21 protein-coding genes are annotated in these 16,624 nt (G+C 55.7%); 8 read left to right on the top strand and 13 right to left on the bottom strand.

Annotated features, from left to right (window positions below; translation table 11 throughout):
- Positions 1-124: 124 nt before the first annotated feature.
- The 3 genes from AXA68_RS08620 to AXA68_RS08625 all read right to left on the bottom strand — a co-directional run bounded on the left by AXA68_RS08620 (position 125) and on the right by AXA68_RS08625 (position 1,598).
- The gene (locus AXA68_RS08620) at positions 125-595 is read right to left on the bottom strand and encodes a hypothetical protein (RefSeq protein WP_157884815.1); all 471 of its coding nucleotides are present in this window, start codon (positions 593-595) and stop codon (positions 125-127) included.
- A 172-nt stretch (positions 596-767) separates the two neighbouring features.
- Positions 768-1,346, bottom strand: a complete 579-nt coding sequence (locus AXA68_RS16070; RefSeq protein ID WP_080505206.1) for a DUF4188 domain-containing protein — start codon at positions 1,344-1,346, stop codon at positions 768-770.
- A gap of 21 nt (positions 1,347-1,367) precedes the next feature.
- Positions 1,368-1,598 carry a DUF2798 domain-containing protein gene (locus AXA68_RS08625; protein WP_066415400.1) on the bottom strand — a complete coding sequence of 77 codons (231 nt, stop codon included), beginning with the start codon at positions 1,596-1,598 and terminating at the stop codon, positions 1,368-1,370.
- Positions 1,599-2,187: 589 nt separating this feature from the next.
- On the opposite strand from AXA68_RS08625, the gene AXA68_RS08630 reads away from it, so the two are divergent.
- Positions 2,188-3,015, top strand: coding sequence for an MBL fold metallo-hydrolase (locus AXA68_RS08630; protein ID WP_066415402.1), 828 nt, complete (start codon positions 2,188-2,190; stop codon positions 3,013-3,015).
- Positions 3,016-3,237: 222 nt separating this feature from the next.
- Here the strand turns inward: AXA68_RS08630 and AXA68_RS08635 are convergent, their stop codons facing one another.
- On the bottom strand, positions 3,238-3,825 hold the full coding sequence (locus tag AXA68_RS08635) for a winged helix-turn-helix transcriptional regulator (protein WP_066415404.1): 588 nt from the start codon (positions 3,823-3,825) through the stop codon (positions 3,238-3,240).
- On the opposite strand from AXA68_RS08635, the gene AXA68_RS08640 reads away from it, so the two are divergent.
- The 3 genes from AXA68_RS08640 to AXA68_RS08650 are packed head-to-tail and all read left to right on the top strand — an operon-like array spanning position 3,824 to position 6,254.
- Positions 3,824-4,768 carry an ABC transporter ATP-binding protein gene (locus AXA68_RS08640; protein ID WP_232745093.1) on the top strand — a complete coding sequence of 315 codons (945 nt, stop codon included), beginning with the start codon at positions 3,824-3,826 and terminating at the stop codon, positions 4,766-4,768. The two genes, AXA68_RS08635 and AXA68_RS08640, sit on opposite strands and share 2 nt — an antisense overlap.
- Positions 4,765-5,514 (top strand): hypothetical protein, encoded by a 750-nt coding sequence (locus AXA68_RS08645; protein ID WP_066415407.1) that lies wholly within the window; start codon positions 4,765-4,767, stop codon positions 5,512-5,514. Before AXA68_RS08640 ends, AXA68_RS08645 begins: the two co-directional genes overlap by 4 nt.
- On the top strand, positions 5,511-6,254 hold the full coding sequence (locus tag AXA68_RS08650; protein ID WP_157884816.1) for a hypothetical protein: 744 nt from the start codon (positions 5,511-5,513) through the stop codon (positions 6,252-6,254). The genes AXA68_RS08645 and AXA68_RS08650 overlap by 4 nt, the downstream gene beginning before the upstream one ends.
- Before the next feature lie 164 nt (positions 6,255-6,418).
- Here AXA68_RS08650 and AXA68_RS08655 read toward each other — a convergent pair whose 3' ends face one another.
- On the bottom strand, positions 6,419-7,024 hold the full coding sequence (locus AXA68_RS08655; protein WP_066415414.1) for a site-specific integrase: 606 nt from the start codon (positions 7,022-7,024) through the stop codon (positions 6,419-6,421).
- Positions 7,025-7,200: 176 nt separating this feature from the next.
- Between AXA68_RS08655 and AXA68_RS16075 the strand changes: the two genes are divergently transcribed.
- On the top strand, positions 7,201-8,679 hold the full coding sequence (locus AXA68_RS16075; RefSeq protein WP_080505209.1) for a pentapeptide repeat-containing protein: 1,479 nt from the start codon (positions 7,201-7,203) through the stop codon (positions 8,677-8,679).
- A gap of 43 nt (positions 8,680-8,722) precedes the next feature.
- Here AXA68_RS16075 and AXA68_RS16080 read toward each other — a convergent pair whose 3' ends face one another.
- The 5 genes from AXA68_RS16080 to AXA68_RS08685 form a co-directional block, all read right to left on the bottom strand.
- Positions 8,723-9,655: an endonuclease NucS domain-containing protein gene (locus AXA68_RS16080; protein ID WP_157884817.1), complete on the bottom strand. Its 933-nt coding sequence runs from the start codon at positions 9,653-9,655 to the stop codon at positions 8,723-8,725.
- A gap of 71 nt (positions 9,656-9,726) precedes the next feature.
- Complete coding sequence (locus AXA68_RS08670) at positions 9,727-10,347, bottom strand: transcriptional regulator (protein ID WP_066415423.1); 621 nt, start codon at positions 10,345-10,347, stop codon at positions 9,727-9,729.
- 5 nt (positions 10,348-10,352) lie between these two features.
- Positions 10,353-11,516: a restriction endonuclease gene (locus AXA68_RS08675; RefSeq protein WP_066415426.1), complete on the bottom strand. Its 1,164-nt coding sequence runs from the start codon at positions 11,514-11,516 to the stop codon at positions 10,353-10,355.
- Between the two features lie 67 nt (positions 11,517-11,583).
- On the bottom strand, positions 11,584-11,847 hold the full coding sequence (locus AXA68_RS08680) for a type II toxin-antitoxin system RelE family toxin (RefSeq protein ID WP_066415428.1): 264 nt from the start codon (positions 11,845-11,847) through the stop codon (positions 11,584-11,586).
- Positions 11,844-12,125, bottom strand: a complete 282-nt coding sequence (locus AXA68_RS08685; protein WP_066415430.1) for a ribbon-helix-helix domain-containing protein — start codon at positions 12,123-12,125, stop codon at positions 11,844-11,846. The genes AXA68_RS08680 and AXA68_RS08685 overlap by 4 nt, the downstream gene beginning before the upstream one ends.
- Before the next feature lie 114 nt (positions 12,126-12,239).
- Between AXA68_RS08685 and AXA68_RS08690 the strand changes: the two genes are divergently transcribed.
- On the top strand, positions 12,240-13,277 hold the full coding sequence (locus tag AXA68_RS08690) for a Cdc6/Cdc18 family protein (protein ID WP_080505211.1): 1,038 nt from the start codon (positions 12,240-12,242) through the stop codon (positions 13,275-13,277).
- A gap of 180 nt (positions 13,278-13,457) precedes the next feature.
- On the opposite strand, the gene AXA68_RS16760 is transcribed toward AXA68_RS08690, so the two are convergent.
- From AXA68_RS16760 to AXA68_RS08695, 3 genes are all read right to left on the bottom strand, one after another.
- Positions 13,458-13,889 carry a hypothetical protein gene (locus tag AXA68_RS16760; RefSeq protein ID WP_157884818.1) on the bottom strand — a complete coding sequence of 144 codons (432 nt, stop codon included), beginning with the start codon at positions 13,887-13,889 and terminating at the stop codon, positions 13,458-13,460.
- Between the two features lie 315 nt (positions 13,890-14,204).
- Positions 14,205-14,717: a cupin domain-containing protein gene (locus tag AXA68_RS16085; protein WP_080505212.1), complete on the bottom strand. Its 513-nt coding sequence runs from the start codon at positions 14,715-14,717 to the stop codon at positions 14,205-14,207.
- A gap of 212 nt (positions 14,718-14,929) precedes the next feature.
- Positions 14,930-15,544, bottom strand: coding sequence for a class I SAM-dependent methyltransferase (locus AXA68_RS08695; RefSeq protein ID WP_066415432.1), 615 nt, complete (start codon positions 15,542-15,544; stop codon positions 14,930-14,932).
- Positions 15,545-15,724: 180 nt separating this feature from the next.
- Between AXA68_RS08695 and AXA68_RS08700 the strand changes: the two genes are divergently transcribed.
- Positions 15,725-16,045 (top strand): hypothetical protein, encoded by a 321-nt coding sequence (locus AXA68_RS08700; RefSeq protein ID WP_066415434.1) that lies wholly within the window; start codon positions 15,725-15,727, stop codon positions 16,043-16,045.
- Complete coding sequence (locus tag AXA68_RS08705) at positions 16,045-16,593, top strand: DNA adenine methylase (protein WP_066415436.1); 549 nt, start codon at positions 16,045-16,047, stop codon at positions 16,591-16,593. The genes AXA68_RS08700 and AXA68_RS08705 overlap by 1 nt, the downstream gene beginning before the upstream one ends.
- Positions 16,594-16,624 lie beyond the last annotated feature (31 nt).

The raw sequence follows: 16,624 nt of genomic DNA on the forward strand, positions 1-16,624 counted from the left end.
GATCTGTCGAAATTATTTGAAACTGATAGGAAGTGTTTGCTGAATACAGCGCGCGAATCGGCCAGACACAGTTGCCAAAGAGAGCCAAGAGCACGGAGTTATGGTAGTTGTTCCTCAGGCTCTGTTAGGATCGTTCCTCGAGCGGCTTGTGATAGAGACCAAACCCTATTATCGCAGACAGACATGCGAAGACGTTCCCTTGCCACGGAGGGTTCGCAGGCGTGGTCTGAAGCACGGTGAGTGTTGCCCACAGGTTGGGAAGATAGAATAGCAGAATGGTCATAGGGATAGCATAAAGAACCCACTTACGGTCGTTCCGGAACGGAAATACTAACAACAGCACAAGGACCACACCGACTGTGAACCATCCACCGCCGGCGACGGTCATCAGCGCCGAAATCAGAACCTGATTCGCGGCTTCGACCACGTTCCAACTCTTCCCGATTACGTCCGCGTGATACGGCATAAACGACTGTTTGAACAGATAAACACCTCCTAGAATTAGGCTTACCACAGCTGTCATACCATACGAGAGTGCCGCAGCTCTCTTCCGTAGTTTCGCACCGATCCGCAAGCCCAGTACCTCGACAGCCATTATCGATTACCCTCTGTAATGGGTTGTCCCGCTACCGTGGTTGGACTGCCAAGGGTCCGGTCCGTTCCGCAGGTCGTGAGCGGGGCCGCGACCTCGGGCCACGGGGGACTCCAGTGTCCAAACTGTGTAACTCGTTTGTAATATTGAGTGGGCTTTCGGAGTACTGGCACTGTTAATCCACTCTCGGTGTGGCCGCCGTACCATCTTCTGCTGACTGTTGGAGTGGCGAGTCGGTCCCATCAGTATGTCCGATTCGGCCGGCTGCCGTATTCCGCTGGTCCGACGCTGGAACGATCTCAGTGTCGTCGCAAGCTCCCAAACCGTGCGGCGGCATGTTGTTATACACTGTTTCGTACTCATCAGGGTCGATCACGTAGGTCTCGTGCCAGATCCCGACTGCGGCGTCCTCTTTTGTCCCGTCCTCGTAGTACTCTTGCCAGGCGGATAGATGTAGATAATCGCTGTCGCGCGCGTAATCGCGAAGAGCATCAAAGGAATCCCAGTACTGGATGAACCCGAGGTTTCGGATCCCTGGTCCAACGACGGTCCGGCTTCCGAGGAGACCTGACTCTGGATCCGAAGCGAGCTCTCGGACCATCCGAGGTGCGATCAAAACGATCGGCAGCCATCGGTGAAATTTCCAAAATGTGTTGATACGAACGCCGATATGGAACACGACGAACTCCTCGGACCGGTCTGCCGCGACTTTCTGTTCTATCGGGATCGAGCCTGGATTATCGTTGTTAGACATTCGTGCGATCCGTGAACCGTCTTACTCAGTCTTCGACTTACTACCGATCGCCTGCTGGGACTCGCCGGTAGCCAATAGAAACAGCCGATCTACAATCGTGTTCACGACAGGGAAAAACACGACAGCTGCCGGCCACGCAACGATAAACGCGATCGTGGCCGTCTGTAGCCAGGCACCAACGAATCCCGGCCCGATTCCATCAAGCAGTACTCTTAGCGCCAGTGCGATGGTGAGACTCATGAAGAACGCCATCAAACCAGCCGTTGCCACGTTCCGAACGATCTTTCGACGCGCTACCATACTTTACCCACGAGGTTGTCTCCCCTGTGAGAGAGCTCTTGTAGTCCGTTATCGATCCAGTTACTGCTCGAATCCTTCTGTACCTGGGCTTCAGACATTGCGTTATTGTATAGGGAATACTCCTCTAATGGGGTTTTCACTAGAAAAGTAAGGTTCTCAATCCAATATACTCGAAAATCAAACCCATTTCGTGGACCGCTCTATCCCTGAACGGTGAGACCGAAAATTGCTTTTCAGGGTTGTTTCCCCGCAATTCGCCAGAACAGGCAGTTAGTGCTACCCAGAGATCGTCTCACAGAAGTGGGGGCAGATTCCGTGCCTGACTCCCCACTAAAAGATCACGACTTTTTTGATTTGAATATCTAATTCATGTAGTGGCTAACCTCGATTTTACAGTGAAAAATGAAGTGAACCATCACAACGTAGTCTTTGCTGTGAGAGATTTAATGATCACAAGACTAAGATCATCTCTCGTCCGTGACAGACAGTGGAAGCGTGATCGCCAACACCGAACACTCCAACTCTTGCTGGATGGTCTGATATGAAGGTCACAATTCTGGCCGATAACACGGTCGCAACGGGGATTCCGAAAGGCCTCCGTGGCGAGTGGGGATTCGCAGCCGGAATCGACGACGTGCTGTTCGACACCGGCCAGTCCACCGCCGCCCTCAACAACGCACGGCTGCTCGACATCAGCACCGACTTCGACGACATCGTATTGAGCCACGCGCACTACGATCACACTAAAGGGCTCGAGCCGTTCCTTGACCCGCATGAGAGGCCGACCGTTTACTGCCATCCTGATATCTGGAACGCTCGATTCATTCGAGAACCGGCGGACGGGAGGACTTTGAACGAACCGATTCACATTGGAGTTCCCTATTCTCGTGCGGAAGTGGAAACAGGCGCTGAAATAGTCGAACACCGCGACCCTGTGGAGGTGAGCGACGGAGTGTTCGCACTCGGTGAAGTTCCCCGACTCCACGCTGATAATCCCGTCCACCTGCGCGAGGAAGACGGTGAGCTGGTCAAGGATTCAGTGCCCGACGATCAATCGGTCGCAGTCAAAACGACCGATGGGACGGCGCTCGTGCTCGGATGCTGTCACGCAGGCCTTCAAAATACCATCGAACATGCTGAAACGGTCACTGGCCAGGAAGTCCGTTACGTCATCGGCGGAACACATCTCGTCGCCCGTGACGCCGACGAAATCCACGAACTAGCGGATTGGCTAGACGGCAAACTCGACGTGTTCGCCGGGACGCACTGTACCGGTTTCCAAGCCGAGAAGATCTTCTCGGAACGGCTCCCTGGTCCATTCCGCTCTGTCGGTGTCGGGAGTTCGATTGAATTGCCGCCGAAGATCTGACGCCGCTCATATGTTCAGCTCCGCAGTCTGGTCGTTCCGGTGGCTTGCTGGTCGGTTGGCTGAATTGAGCCAGTGTAAGTATCATCAGGAACTACCGTGGACTGCGGATCGTTGATCTCACAGGTAGTTGAAAGACAGATCCTTGAAGAGATTGTCGGATTATATGCTGTCACGATACTATATCTAGAATGCTGACGTCCCGTAACTTGGATCTCGAACCACTCAGACACCTTCTTTGAGTTGGTTCAACTGGTCTTTGAATTGGTGCTGGCAGGTGGAACAACAGAAGTGATACATACGGTCGTCTATCCATTCGGACTCTCCCTCGCTATCGACGGTGTTTCCACATTCCACGCAAGTGAGTGCAAAATCCGTCCCGTCGATCGAGGGTTGCCATTCAATCTCGTCGATGAGAGTCACGGTGTATTCGGTGTTCTCAGCTGGTTTGAGAAGGCCGCGAATCCACGGATTAACGTTGTGTACCTCTACTCGAGCGTTAAACCAGAGTTCCCCACCGGCAGTGACCATCACGTGTTCCACCGCGTCGGATTCGTCAAGACGGGCCCGGAGTTGGTCGAATGAGTCTCCCGGATTGAGCTGGACGAAAACCTGTGCGCCGGCTTTGAGTTGTGTTCGGTCGATATCGACAGTGAATCGGTTGATAACCCCCGCCTCCTGTAACCGGTCGATACGGTCGGCTACGGCAGGGCCGGACATGTCCACTTCCTCGGCGATGTCGGTAATCGTTCGACGGGCATTGTGACTGAGGAGCCGCAGAATTTCGATGTCAGTCTCGTCTAGGGATGCCATGCCTGATATAAAAATCGAGGGGAGAAATAATCTCTGGTTAGAATATATAGATTCTCACTCATGTCTCCTATCTTTTCTAGTGAAAATCGCATTGAATCATAGACCCTATTGTATACACGTGATGCAGATGGACTCGGCACCGATTTCAGACGCACAGCTCGGAGCGACTAGTGCGAGGGAGACAGTCATCAAGGCCACTGGTCTCACAAAACGATACGGATCTCTGATCCCGTTTAGACGCACCGTCGAGGTCCTGGACGACGCCTCCCTTCGTGTCGAGCGAGGACAGATCGTCGGGATCATGGGCGAGAATGGCAGTGGAAAATCTACGCTGATGAACATCCTCGCCGGCGTTCTCGACTACGACGCGGGTGAGGTCGAACGAACCGGCCAGATCGGCTGGTGCCCACAGGAACCACGGCTCTACGATCGTTTGACTGTCGATGAGACGTTCCAGTTGTTCGGCCGTGCCTACGGGATGAACGACGCCGCGATAGCGGACTCGCGTGCGTGGCTCTTGGACGAATTGGATTTCGAACGATTCCATAACCGCCAGGTCCGTCATCTCAGCGGCGGGACCCGACAGAAGTTGAATCTCGCAGTCGCACTGATGCACGATCCGGACCTGCTCTTGCTGGACGAACCCTACACGGGATTCGACTGGGAGACGTTCTTGGCCTTCTGGGAGTTAGCAGACGATCTCCGTGCTCGTGGTGTTGGAATCGCCATTATTTCCCATATCATCAGCGAACACGACAGGTTCGACGTGGTCTACAAACTACGGGACGGAAACCTGACTAGGACGGCGACTGAGTACGACAACCAACCCGCCGGTTCTCGGTCTGATTCGGCTGCTGAGTCGGGCGCAGATCGCACTGGGACGTCGAACGCTGATGAATTAGGCGCGAATACCTCTGACCAGTGGGGGGACGATCGAGTATGAACAGCGCCCAGCGAGTGACGATCAGCGTCCGTGCGAAAGTGCGGTCGTTCACGGCAAAACCGTTCCTTCTCGTGTTATTCCTGCTCATGCCGATCGTTTCGATTCAGCTGTATGGATTGAGCGTTGGGGGAATTGCTGATTTCGGTCTCTTTGATACGGAGGTTCCCTTACGGCTTATTGGAAAGATTACCGGGGCTATCTTTGTAACCAGCACTCTCGCCGGCATCCTCGGACTATTCCAAAGTCTCAGTGTTCAGAGGGCCGACAGTCGGCTGGTGGTTTCAGGATACCACCGGCTCGAACTCGCGGCCGCACGATTTGTAACAATCGTCTTCGCAGCTCTGATTGTAGCAGTGGTGACCACTATCTCACTCAAATGGTCGATCGGTGGCCATCTCGCCTCGGCAGCGATAACGTTGGCTGGGCTGTTCGTAGCTGGTGTGCTCTACGGAGCGCTTGGCGTCCTCATCGGGAGCGTTCTACCACGGTCGCTTGAAGGCTCACTTGTGCTCGTCGCGCTCGCAGATGTCAGTGCAATCGTCGCAAGCGGGCTCTTCCCCATCAGCGACAGTCTCACCCATCTCTTCCCCCTATCTCATATACACGATATCGTCCTACAAGCCGTGGTTGAAGGGTCAACTGCGACTACCCACGTACTCCCTGTACTCGGCTACCTCCTCGTCGTCATTCTCTTCGCCGTTTTCGCGTATGTACAGGCCCTGTCAGCAGGCGGTGATACAGTGTGAACCGACGAACCTCGACCGCAGTCACGATGGGAGTGCGAGAGTTCTATCGAACTCCAGTCCTCGTCGCCGTCCTCCTCATCCTGCCCGCGTATCTCGTCGGTGCGTTCGTCCTTCTCGTCCCGAAGACAAATATCCCGGTGAGCCTCGGAGAAACGACAGCTACTGTCTCTATGCCAGCCTTCGCCACTGTGTTCGAGACGGCTGTCTCAGTTGCTATCCTGTCCGGAATCATAGGATTATTCCTGGTATTGAGTTCAAAAGCGGCTGACGACCGCCTCCGACTCGCAGGCTATAGCGAGCTTGAACTCATCGTTTCTCGAATCGGGACGTTGGGAACAAGCGTCGTTGTGGTGACTGCGGTCACCGTTAGCATCGCCGTTCAAGTGTTCCAGCCAGCTAACTTCTGGACCTTCACGGCGATTGTGGGCCTCCTCGGTCTTACGTACGGTGTCGTGGGCGTTCTCGTCGGACTTCTGTTCGACAAACTGGGTGGCGTGTATGTGATGCTTCTCGTTCCGTTCTGGGACGTTCACTTCCTACTGTTCCAGGAGACGCTAACATCCGACCTCCTCTGGTGGGCCGAGTATCTTCCTGGCCACTACGCGACAACGGCACTCTTTGATGCTGCATTCACTGCCGGTGTTGAGATCAATATGATTCTCGGTATTGTTGGATACGCGGCCGTCCTCACTGTGGTGAGTGCCGTTGTATTCTATCACATGTCTCGGATCAAGTCATAAATGAAGGGAACGACGAAAGCTCGTTCAGACTTCAATTATCTCCGCTAACAAGACTAGAGCCGATCAGATAGGACAATCGCCAAGGGGGATACACGCTCTGTATTCAGCATGACCACCGGGATATGTTGCTGATTGAGGATTTCACCAGAACCAAATTTTTGAGTCTATGCGAATCCTGCTTCCTCGAAGGCCTCATTCACGACTTCAGGTGTCGGGGCGTTGAGGTACGGCTCGATCGCCTGAAAGGAGTCCCACCCGCCGACGGTCATGACGACGCGCGGGTTCACCTGTTTATCGACGAGGAGGCGCTGAGCGAACCGGCGACGGAGATCGTGGCTCGACACGTGGAGGAAGTCCTCGTCGCCCGTGTTCTCGGCCGCGCGCTCGGCCGTGCGTTTCACCACCGCCCGGACGCCACTCTCGGAGAGGTCCACGATCGGCTCGTGGCGACCGACGTCTTCGGAAGTGACGTACCGGTGGATGTCGCCCTCGACGTCGCGAGGCAGATAGGCGTCGCGAGGCTTCCCGCCGTTCCCGGTCGTGTCCTTCCCCTCTGGAACGCGGAGCCGGAAGTGGTCGCCGTCCGGGGTGCGTTTGACGTGTTTCGGTGCGACCTGTGGGATCTCGAAAGCGCGGAGCCCGACGAACCCGCCGAGTTGGATCACCAGGTCGTCGCGGATGCTCCCCGAAGCGCGGCGGAGTTCCTCGAGTTCGTCGTCGGTGAGCCAGCATTTGTACTGGTCCGGCTTCCCGGTGGACTCTAATCGCATACCACCTTCTCAAAGAAGGTAGCACTTAGTACGGCAGAACCGACGAGGGCCCCGGCGTGATCGGGGCGGATTCAGGGGGTCTGGTGACGACTTGTATAAGAAGTCGTCCACCCTGATTTTTCGTACAGGCGCATCACCGGCGGTAGAATTAGTAAAAAGCCGACAAAAATATCGGTATGCCCAGTTCTGAATATGAAATTCCCAACGAGCCGGATATAGGCCCAGAAGAAATTGAACCTGAGGTGGACTTCAACAATGCTAACCTCACCGATGCGACTCTCTCCAGATCTAACCTCATTGCCGCGAACCTCGAAGAGGCCAATCTCTCTCACGCGGACCTCAAACGGGCGGACCTCACCGACGCGAACCTCGAAGGGGCAGATCTGTCTGACGCAGTTCTCTCTGGGGCCGATCTCACCGACGCAGTTCTCTCTGGGGCCGGTCTCACCGACGCGAACCTCGGAAGTGTCAATTTCACCGACGCGAACCTCGGAGATACAAACCTCACCGACGCGAACCTCGGAGAGGCCGACCTCTCAGGTGCGATCCTTTCTGGAGCTAACCTCACCGACACGAACTTACAAGCTGCCAAATTTCCTAGAGTGAACCTATCCAGAACAGATCTTAGCGGCAGGAACTTTCGACATGTCGAATTCTTTGATGCTAACCTCAGATACGTCGATCTCACTGGTGCGAGCCTTGAGGATACGGTTTTCACCTCTGCAAACCTCTCAGGAGCCGACCTCACCGACGTGAGTCTCGAGGGTGCCAAGCTCACCGATGCCAACCTTACCGGAGCCGATCTTGCCAACGCGAACCTCGAAAATGCCGATCTTGCCAACGCAAACCTCCAAGATGCTGATCTCACTGACGCGAATCTTGAGGGAGCCAATCTCACCTATGCGAACCTCGAAAGTGCCGATGTTATGATCTCTAACCTCATAGAGGCTGACCTCAGACATGCCACCCTTCACCGTACTGCTCTCGACGGTGCCGATCTTCAGAACGCCAACCTGTCACGAACAGATTTACGCGGTGTCAGCTTAGCCGACACGAGTGTGAATCAGGGGACGACAGTCGGTAGAATGTGTCTTAATTTGTCGAGCCCAGACGAGTATGATGAGTTGGCCCAGGGTTATCACGAATTCAAGCAAGCACTTAGTAGAGAGGGACTCAGCCAGCGGGCACGACGGGCGTGGGCGCTTGAACAGCAGGCACGTACCGCTGAAGCGTGGGAGCGGTTTAAGCAGCAATCGATTTTGAGTGTTCGAAATCTGCGGACCCTCAACGACTTGCGTGTGTGGTTATTACCACCTTGGCCCGACCCCGAACTCCGTACACAATTCTTCACATCGGTCGGCGGCACACTCTCTCGGTACCTCACGGGATATGGCACCCGACCACTCTACGTCCTCCTGTGGTCGGCGGTAATCCTGTTTGTTACAACTGCCCTATTCGCACTCGGCCCGGTTCCGGCTGAAGGTTGGGAAGGCGGACCACTATACTACTCAGTTGTTACGTTTGTGACGGCACCGCCCCATCCGCCAAGAGATGCGGGTTCTATCACACGGGCAGCCGTGTTACTTGAAACGTATCTCGGGACGGCCCTGATTGTTTTGTTGGGTTACGTACTCGGTACTCGCGAGCGCGTGTAGCTGTCCTCTATATTGTATACCAAGTGAAGACTCGTCTAACTAACTACACTTGGTGAAGCGTGGTAGAAACGTCTAATTCATAGAGTGATATATGATCCAACGCAGATACAGCATGTTTAATTCTGGAAGTGAAGCTCTCGGCAATAAGAATTCCATCAACTGATTGTGACTGATCAGCTGATTTTACACCAACGTATCCTAGAAGCTGACCGAGTGCTCGGTCGCCCGCTCGGCCGTATTTGATCTCGATTACTGTTTCACCGTTCTCAGACTCAGCTAGAATATCAACACGACCTGCCTCGGTTCGAACCTCTCGCTCCGGATTGTACAATCCGAGGGTTCGAATGTTGTTTGCCACCCACTCTTGTATTTGTGATTCTCGTTCTGGCCCGAAAGCATCTCCGGAGATATCAACAGTCTCTGTTTCAGAGATCTCCTTGACAAGTGTCTCTATTCGATCTCGATCAGTTGCCAAACTCCCATACTGATTCAGTGTCATCGGGGTAGGGATCTGATCGGAACCATTGACCTGGTACCGCTTCGAAAGGTCAGTAACAGACACAGGCGTCCCCCAGTCGAACCAAGATACTGGTCTCCAGTAGTAGTGATCAGCTACTTTCGCTTCCTCCGCTTCTTGCTCACTAAGGTACCGGAACGTCTGATCTTCATCGTAGCGAATATCTCCTACTTTCCCAACCCCAGTGAGATGGCCTTTTCCGGGAGCGTATGCTATCACGATATCATTTTCTTCCATCCCATCACTGTGATGACCAATAAATTTTGAAAGTTGGTTGTTATGTGACGGATCACTATCTCGGAATGTCTCAGGATCTACACTTCGAAAGTCTCCCGCACTATCTCCCCATCCGGTGGTGACTATATTGCGATCCAACCAGTCATCTTCCAAAACACCACCTCGTCCCGCTTTCAGGCACCACCAAGTTGTATCCTCTTCTGTCTGAATTTCAACAGTCACGTTCTTTATCTGTGGTATGATGATTATATATTTTCCTACATACACGTGCTGAGTTTATTGACCTCGTGAGCTTACGTGTGAGCATCCTGGACGATCCAGCTGATTACGGCGCCCTTCTGGTGATGTGGGTGGCGGAGACCATCGAACTGTTCTACGGCGACTGTTTCGATGTCGACGTCGAACCAGTACTCGACGTCTATTTTGAACTTCTCAGCAATCCGATCCGCTCGTAGTTGCTCATACTCCTCGTTTTCTTCCTCGTAGTAGATACCGAGCAACCCGTATGGGGACGAGAATTCGGATTCTATGAGCTTTTGAGCATCCGTGAGTAGTGACGAGGAACTTCGCTCCGGGAACGGACTAAAGACGCTCTTGTACATGTTGGGATCGATGTTCCCATTATCAAGCCGGAACCGGAGGAGCTTCGCTTCGGTCGGGACCTCAAGATCTCCATCGTGGACCACGAGGTCGCATCTACGCCCGCTTTCCGGATAGCTCACTTCGCGCTCAATGTTGTCAGGAACGTTGCCTCTGGTAGCGAGTGTATCCAATATCATTTCGAGCTGTCTCTCCTCCTCGAAGGGTCCGATACCTGGATCCCAACGGTCGTGCGTCGCCTTCTTGTCGATCTCGGGAATTACACTCGCGAAGTCGTTCGTAATCTCTCGGAGTAACTCAGTTGTCTGCGTCATCCTTGTTATCTCTCTAGTCCGACGGCCTTCTCAATATCTGTGACGACGCGATCAGTGAGTCGACGATCGTCTACGAGTTCGGTCTGAGCGAGGAGTTTCACGAGATCTCCACCGGAGAACAGCCGGTTCGGGTACGCGGAGAGGTTCTCCTCTTGGGCCTGTTTCGTGTAGTGTGACGTCGTGAAGAATAGTCCGGTCTCCCCGTCTTCGACACGCGAGGCGAGTCGGCTCAGTTCCTTGCCCGAGACGCTCGATCCCTTGTTCTTAACCTGCGCTTTGAACTCGATCCCGGTGTCGGTCGAACCGAGCGGCGCATCTGGGAGGAGGTCGATCTGCCCCTCGAGATCCACGCCACGATCGCCACTCGTCGGTGTCTGTTTTACCTGGCTGAAGTTCGGAAGGGTCTCGAGGAGGTACTGAACGAGATATTCCATCTTTTCGCCCTTCTTCGGGTCGTCGAGTCGGCTTCGGATGTCGTCGAGGAGGGGCTGATAGTCGGAATCGGGGAGCTGTGCGTCCTTTGAACGGATCCGATCTTTGTAGATCGAGTATCTCTGAACGCGTCCACTGTCCACCCATTCGTCCCACGCACCGGGACCACCGACGTCGATACCGGTCCGTGACTTACGATGGATCCATTCGAGGTCGACGGTGTCGGCATCGAGGATCGCGAGATCGAAGAGGTAGTTCACGACGGTGTCGTCGCCGTCCTTGTAGCGCTCGATGCTGATCTCCGTCAGAATACAGACGCCCTGGAAAGTGATTTCCCCCGAGCGTGGTTTCTCGAAGAGGAGAATCGGCGGAGCGTCTTCACGATCGTCCTGTGCGTAGGTCTCGCAGTAGTCGGTCTTCACCCACCTGTTCCCGTTTGCGTTCTCCGGGTTGGGGTTGTGCCGGGCTTTCGCATCTCCCCAGTAGCGGACGATTCCTTCCTCGCGATTGATCACGTCCTCCCACGGGTTCTGCGGGCCCCCTCGCTCTTGACTGGAGACGAAGACGAGGAATTCACGCTCTCCGGTCGTCGAATTCACGATCGCGCGGATGCCGCCACTGTTCCGGATTCCGTTGTCGATCGGTCCATTCAGCCACGACTGAAATTCGTCTTTTTCTGGATCCGAGGAGCTACGATACGTTTCGCCGACGACGTACTGCCCTCCATAACCCGGCATGTTTTCGCTATCGTGTCTCTTTCAGCCGACCTTGTGAAACCGAGTGGTGTGACAAGTCGACTCTCTATCAGGGTGGAAGATGACGATCGTAGACGTTCCGACGGTGACCCACCGCTTCGACACGGAGGAGGTCCTTCGATCGGTCCCACGTGATGATCGCACGGTAATCGCCGGCGCGAAGCTTGTAGTACGGATAGTTCGTGAGCGGCTCGAGTCGGTGATCCGTCCACTCGGTCGCTTCGTCGACCTTGTTCATCACGCGGTCGGCGACCTGTGGATCGAGTCCTTCGAGATGCTCGACCGCCTGCTCGGTGTACTCGACCTCCGTCATTCGTCGCCGTCGAGTCCGAGACGTTCCCGCACTTCGTCCGCATCGTAAGTCTCACCGCGCTCGGCCTGTTCGCGGCTCTTCTCCAAGTCCTCGAGCGTTTCCTCCGAAAGCGTTGCCGGAGGGTTCACCCAGTTTCGCAGCGCGTCACGGATGGCCTCGGATTTGCTCGAATACCCGCGGTGCTCCCACTCCTCTTCGATCTGGGTGAGGAGCTTCTCGGGAACTCGAACGTTGATCTTCTCCATCCGATCGTCACCGGAGTCCGTGTCGATACTCATAGTCTGTGATACAGCGGTGATACACAAAAGGATTCGGGGAAGTTGGAACCCATCCGGAACCGATCGGAACACTGGGGGTTCCGCTTATGTCCCATCGCCGTCTCGGGGTCAGACATGCTCCGTGATGGGGAGGTGTTCAGAGACGATCACCTGCCCGACCCGATCGTCGGCCGGAATCGACACATGAACGAGGTGACGGACGCCCTCGCACCGATTGAGGAGGGTTTTCGCGCCGAGAACGTCTTCCTGTTCGGGCCCTCCGGCGTCGGGAAAACGACCGTCGCGAAGGCGGCCGTCCGCGAACTTCGGCGTGAAGTCCTCGAGGTTCCCTACGCCTACGTGAATTGCTGGCGAGATCACACCAGAAACAGGATCCTCGACCAGATCGCACGCGGACTGGTCGGCGCAACGCTCCCCCGATCCTCGTCGACCAGCCGGCTTATCGACCTGATCGAGAGCAACCTCCACGGGCCGGGCGTCGTCATCCTCGACGAGGCCGACCAGCTCCGCGGCACCGAGGTGCTCTACGATCTCCACGAGATACACGGGCTCTCGTGGATCGGCATCGCGAACCGGGAGATCGACCTCTTCGCCGACCTCGACGACCGGATCACCTCGCGGATCAGCGTCGCCTACCGCGTCCGGTTCGACACCTACGGCACGGACACGATCACGGAGATCCTCTCTCGACGAGCTCGGGATGGGCTCGGTCCGGGGGCCGTCAGCGATGACGTGCTCGCGCGGATCGCGCGCCTCTCCGAAGGAGACGCGCGCCAGGCGATCACGGCGCTCCGAGTCGCCGTGCGGATGGCGAGCCAAGAAGGGCTCGCCGCGATCCCTGAACGCCTCGTCGAGGACGCGGTCCGTAACGCCGAGCACGAAGTGCGACAGAAGACGATCTCGAAGCTGAACACACACCAGCGTGCGCTCCACGAGGTTCTCGTCGAGGCGGAGGGCGGGCTCATTCAGAAGGACCTCTACGCTCGGTACGAGGAGCGCCACGACGACCCCGTGACGTTGCGGTATCTCCGGGAGAATCACCTGCCGAAACTGGAGCACTACAATCTGATCGAGGTCGAGTGGGACAGGGGGACGAAGCGGTACTCTCTCGTCGGCGTTGACGAACCGGAATCGCGCCCCGAACAGCTCTAAATCTCGGCTCTGTTGAAATCCTATTCGTCGGACATATTCTCGTCGGAAACAGCAGTTCGCCGAAGACTACATGCTACTCACCGAGGGTTCCACCAATCCGAGAAGATGTTTCGCCGGCCGTGCGAGATGTAAAGCGTGTGTCCCGTATCTCCACTGAAAACGGCGAACCGTGGGCAGGACTTACGTCTCAGCACACGGGGTCTCGAACCGGAGGTACTGACCACCCTCCTCGATTCGGACGGTCAGTTGTAGGCACTGTGACTCCGGCGGGTCAGACTCGGTGTATCTGATGTGGTGTGTTTCGCCGTCGTCGACCGTCACTGAGACAGCGGTAGCTCGCTGTGTACCGACGGGTGCGGAGATCGTGTGACTGTTCCACGGCGGCACGGCATCGGATTCCGGCGGAGCAACGTTGTACGTCTCCGAAAACAACTCTCGTTCTGAACGAGTGATTCGAATATCGAATCTCCGTCGTGTTTCACTGGCATTTCGCAACCGTAATTGGTCGGGAGTGAACGGCACTGACTCCGAGGCATTCAAAATACAGCCGCTTCCGCCAGCCAACACAGCCACGAGGCCGCCGAGGAAGACACGGCGTGCTGGAAGGCTCATGGTTGAGATCTCCGTTTGTGTACTGTAAAACCATACTACTCGTTCATATCTCGCAGATCATAGTTCATCCAATGGGACTGACGGCTCTGGTGAAACACCCATTTCTGGAGGTGAGAAGAGCTGAATCAGACGACCGTCGAACCCCGATTCCTGATCGATGGCGGGAGTGTACTGACCGGAGCCCGTTCAAAACGTATTACCTGCTAAAGATTTCAACAGAGCCTATCTCTCATATATTCTCGTCTGAAACATCCGATAGACGAAGCGTGCGTATTGATTGCCTTCGCAAGGATGGGTGTCGAGAGCGATCTAGAATTACTCGCTGCGGCCGGTATCCAATCCGTGCCGTTCCAAAAGTTGCGGAACGCTTTCAGGATCTAACTCGAAGTCATATCGAGCGTGTAGTTCTGCCAGTTGTTCAACGGCTTCTCCGTCTGGTTCGCCGCTTTCGGGAAGAATTGTATCTGTTTCTGCGAAGTACCAAGCGAACTCTCCTGGGGTAATGATCTCCAGAAATCGGAGCTGTTCAGGGCCCGGATTCCAAAACGTGTGCCAAACACCGCGCTCTTTCACAGCTGCCTCACCAGCTTCGACTATCGACACTTCGTCTTCTTCTTGGACACCCATTCGCCCTTGAAGGATGTATGAGATCTCATCTTCGTTGTTGTGCCGGTGTAACGGAGCAGCGAGTTTCTCCGGTGGTAACGTGTGTTCGACGACAGCCACATCGTTATCACCGTCTCCCGGAGCGACTTTGAGTTCAGCCCCGAGATTACGATCAAGACCGACAGAGACCGAATACTTCCCGTGTTGAGTTCGATCGGACATCCGACTGAGTACACCCACAGATGAAATGTTAGGGACCAACAATAACGGTCCGGATGTGTTGATAACGATATGCTTACCCTGTATTGACCACAGCCGGGACAGAATGTCTCATCTATTGAGGATTTCAACAGAGCCGATGAGGCGGCTCTAGTGAACGAACGGTCTGCTGAATACAGAAGAGATATTCCGCAACGTAGGATACGCCGATAGTATCACTCGGCTGCGGTGGTACATTCGGAACGGCAGAGGACGCTTTTAAACGTTCGGTCAGGGAGGGAATGAGTTCGTGTCTCTATGATCGTGAAGCTATTCGATTCGACATAGGTCTCTGCCGTATCTTCGTCGAGATGATACTCGGTGACCGAGTCGTCCCATCGGTCTTGGGTGTCTTCTCCGTCACCGAGTTTGAAACCGACGTGGAGAACACCTCCCTGCGTGAGTACACGCCGAAACTCACGAAGGGCGGCCTCCATCTCGACAGGGGGAAGAAAGTAGATCGAGGCCGGGCACCAGACGCCGTCGAAACGGTCTGTATCGAACGCAAGGTGGCGAATGTCCATCTGTTGGTAGATACCCGGGCGAGTTCGACGGGCACGCTCGATCATCGGCCTTGAGATGTCGATGCCGATCGGATCGTAGCCGTTCGTGTGGAAGTATTCGGTATCTCGTCCGGGGCCGCAGCCGGCGTCGAGGATCGCTCCGCCGTTGAGTTCTGCTTCGAAGGCCTCCAGCAGGCTTCGGAAAGCGTCGGGGAGTTCGTCGAGTCTATTTGCCTCGTCAAATTCCTCCGCGTGGTTCCCGAAGAATTCGCTGGGCTCCAGCACCATCACTGACAGAGGTGTTCTCAAACTACCTGGTTTAGTGTTTTCGTGCTATCGATCGAAACACCATCCGGAACACCGTCCGGAACTCGGATAACTCGGTGACGGCTCGTACTTCTCACCCGTTCGGAACCGATCGGAACCCCGCGGGTCAGGCTAAACCGGCACCGACGACCAGCGCTCGGTATGGCTTCGAAGCAACCGACACACGGCAGCAGCGCTCGGACGAAGGAGTTCGATATCGACCTCGCCGCGGAGGGGAGCGGCCGCCACCGAGGGCCTAATTACGTGCTCGCGGAGGTCAGCGTCGACGCGAACTTCACGCTCCGCATCGAGATCGAGGCGGCGAACCAGTACGACTGGCAGCTCGACGCGCGATTCGTCGACGGCTCGCTGGAGGTCGGCGACGTCTTCTGTGAGGGTGACAGCGTTCCCGACGACATGGTCCCGAGCTGGGTCGAACGCGTCGTCGGCGTGGTCGGGAGACGGCTCGCCGGGGGTCGATGATGCCCGACGCCGTCTTTCCCTACCCGGGCGGGAAGAGCCGCTTCGCGTCGTGGATCCTCGAGCAGGTTCCCGAACATGTCTGCTTCGTGGAAGTGTTCGGGGGCGCGGCCGGCGTCCTCGCGAACAAGGACCCGGACACGAGCGACGTCGAGGTGTACAACGACCGCGACGGCGATCTGGTCCAGTTCTTCGAGGTCCTCCGCGATCGCTCCGAGGAGCTGATCGAGTGGCTCGACCGGACGCCGTACTCGCGCGAGCTCCACGACGAGTGGGCGCACAAGTTCTTCCACGGCTACCGGCCGAGCGACCCGATCGAGCGTGCCGGCCAGTTCTTCTACCTCCGGTATACGCAGTGGGGCGGGAAGTACGACGGGTTCGCGGGGTTGGAGGGCGACTGGATCTGCTCGTACGAGGACCTGCCAGAGTGCTTCGAGGACGTGTACGTGCTCGACCGCGACGAGAAGCGGTTCATCAACAGCGGAAAGCGCGGGTCGGCGAAGGACGCGAAAGAGCGGCTCGTGATGAACTTCGATCCGGAGAAAGTCTAATGAAAATGAACGAACTCACAGGGTAGTAACG

Origin of the sequence: Halorubrum aethiopicum, from assembly GCF_001542905.1 — an archaeon.
Lineage (GTDB): Archaea > Halobacteriota > Halobacteria > Halobacteriales > Haloferacaceae > Halorubrum > Halorubrum aethiopicum.

What these genes read in the sequence shown, in the direction of transcription:
- AXA68_RS08670 (WP_066415423.1), bottom strand. Translation starts at nt 10,347, where the DNA reads ATGACGCAGACAACTGAGTTACTCCGAGAGATTACGAACGACTTCGCG.
- AXA68_RS08645 (WP_066415407.1), top strand. Translation starts at nt 4,765, where the DNA reads ATGAACAGCGCCCAGCGAGTGACGATCAGCGTCCGTGCGAAAGTGCGG.
- AXA68_RS08675 (WP_066415426.1), bottom strand. Translation starts at nt 11,516, where the DNA reads ATGCCGGGTTATGGAGGGCAGTACGTCGTCGGCGAAACGTATCGTAGC.
- AXA68_RS08630 (WP_066415402.1), top strand. Translation starts at nt 2,188, where the DNA reads ATGAAGGTCACAATTCTGGCCGATAACACGGTCGCAACGGGGATTCCG.
- AXA68_RS08705 (WP_066415436.1), top strand. Translation starts at nt 16,045, where the DNA reads ATGCCCGACGCCGTCTTTCCCTACCCGGGCGGGAAGAGCCGCTTCGCG.
- AXA68_RS16760 (WP_157884818.1), bottom strand. Translation starts at nt 13,889, where the DNA reads ATGAGCCTTCCAGCACGCCGTGTCTTCCTCGGCGGCCTCGTGGCTGTG.
- AXA68_RS16085 (WP_080505212.1), bottom strand. Translation starts at nt 14,717, where the DNA reads ATGTCCGATCGAACTCAACACGGGAAGTATTCGGTCTCTGTCGGTCTT.
- AXA68_RS08700 (WP_066415434.1), top strand. Translation starts at nt 15,725, where the DNA reads ATGGCTTCGAAGCAACCGACACACGGCAGCAGCGCTCGGACGAAGGAG.
- AXA68_RS08635 (WP_066415404.1), bottom strand. Translation starts at nt 3,825, where the DNA reads ATGGCATCCCTAGACGAGACTGACATCGAAATTCTGCGGCTCCTCAGT.
- AXA68_RS16070 (WP_080505206.1), bottom strand. Translation starts at nt 1,346, where the DNA reads ATGTCTAACAACGATAATCCAGGCTCGATCCCGATAGAACAGAAAGTC.
- AXA68_RS08695 (WP_066415432.1), bottom strand. Translation starts at nt 15,544, where the DNA reads ATGGTGCTGGAGCCCAGCGAATTCTTCGGGAACCACGCGGAGGAATTT.
- AXA68_RS08690 (WP_080505211.1), top strand. Translation starts at nt 12,240, where the DNA reads ATGCTCCGTGATGGGGAGGTGTTCAGAGACGATCACCTGCCCGACCCG.
- AXA68_RS08655 (WP_066415414.1), bottom strand. Translation starts at nt 7,024, where the DNA reads ATGCGATTAGAGTCCACCGGGAAGCCGGACCAGTACAAATGCTGGCTC.
- AXA68_RS08685 (WP_066415430.1), bottom strand. Translation starts at nt 12,125, where the DNA reads ATGAGTATCGACACGGACTCCGGTGACGATCGGATGGAGAAGATCAAC.
- AXA68_RS08620 (WP_157884815.1), bottom strand. Translation starts at nt 595, where the DNA reads ATGGCTGTCGAGGTACTGGGCTTGCGGATCGGTGCGAAACTACGGAAG.
- AXA68_RS08680 (WP_066415428.1), bottom strand. Translation starts at nt 11,847, where the DNA reads ATGACGGAGGTCGAGTACACCGAGCAGGCGGTCGAGCATCTCGAAGGA.
- AXA68_RS08625 (WP_066415400.1), bottom strand. Translation starts at nt 1,598, where the DNA reads ATGGCGTTCTTCATGAGTCTCACCATCGCACTGGCGCTAAGAGTACTG.
- AXA68_RS16075 (WP_080505209.1), top strand. Translation starts at nt 7,201, where the DNA reads ATGCCCAGTTCTGAATATGAAATTCCCAACGAGCCGGATATAGGCCCA.
- AXA68_RS08640 (WP_232745093.1), top strand. Translation starts at nt 3,824, where the DNA reads ATGCCTGATATAAAAATCGAGGGGAGAAATAATCTCTGGTTAGAATAT.